Source organism: Polaromonas sp. P3_C2, from assembly GCF_056402675.1.
Window position 1 is genome coordinate 1 of the sequence record NZ_JBFUGX010001146.1, and the last position, 740, is coordinate 740.

The following is a 740-nucleotide window of genomic DNA, read 5'->3' on the forward strand; positions in this document are numbered from 1 at the left end:
GAAGGGAGTTAAGCTGGACATTTGCGCCAGAATTTCCACCCCTCTGTCCTCCCGCAGTTGGGCGTAATTTTCAACCAATTGAAGTTGTTGCCGGAAGACTGCCACGTCGGGCCTGACGAAGGTGGCAAGCTTCATGTTGGATAGCGGCTTTTGCGTCAGGTCTACAAATTCGACTGCGATTTCTTTTGCAGACTGATTGACCTGAAAGTGCAAACCCGACACCAGTTCCAAGCCGCAAACTTGCAATCTGGGCATCACATCCCACTGGACGAGGCGCTCTGGTTTGTCCAGCGGCACCGGAAGGTCAATCGGGAATACGGCACCCTTGAATGGGCCGACCAGCGCTGCCCGACTCCTGATGAGAGCGTCCGAAAGCAGGGGGCTGGGGCCCGTKCCACCCGTACCTCCGGTCCCGCCAGTACCACCTGTGCCACCTGTGCCACCTGTGCCGCCAGTGCCGCCAGTGCCGCCCGTACCACCTGTGCCGCCGGTACCGCCAAGCAAACTAAAAATACTCATAAAAAACCCCCTGAAGTAGTGTTGTTAATATGGCAGGCCAGCTTTTTGAAGGGCTGCGGACCAAGTTTTCCCTATCTCATACTGACTGCTTGGGCTGCGTGCTAAATAGCTGCGCACTGTTAAAGCGGGTTCTAATCTCAGCAGCTCGGCAACGGTCTTTTCTGCTTGGTCAAGCTGCCCTAAGTTCACCTGGGCAACTGCCAAGGTTCGCAGGCTGGACG

The 740-nt window shown here is 56.2% G+C and carries 1 protein-coding gene and 1 pseudogene; both read right to left on the minus strand.

The window, feature by feature from the left end; translation table 11 throughout:
- The coding region (locus AC1DWI_RS25225; protein WP_477726192.1) for a hypothetical protein at nt 1-519 on the minus strand (519 nt) is incomplete at its 3' end.
- A gap of 24 nt (nt 520-543) precedes the next feature.
- Nucleotides 544-740 (minus strand): annotated as a pseudogene (locus AC1DWI_RS25230) (adenylate/guanylate cyclase domain-containing protein); the annotation flags it as partial.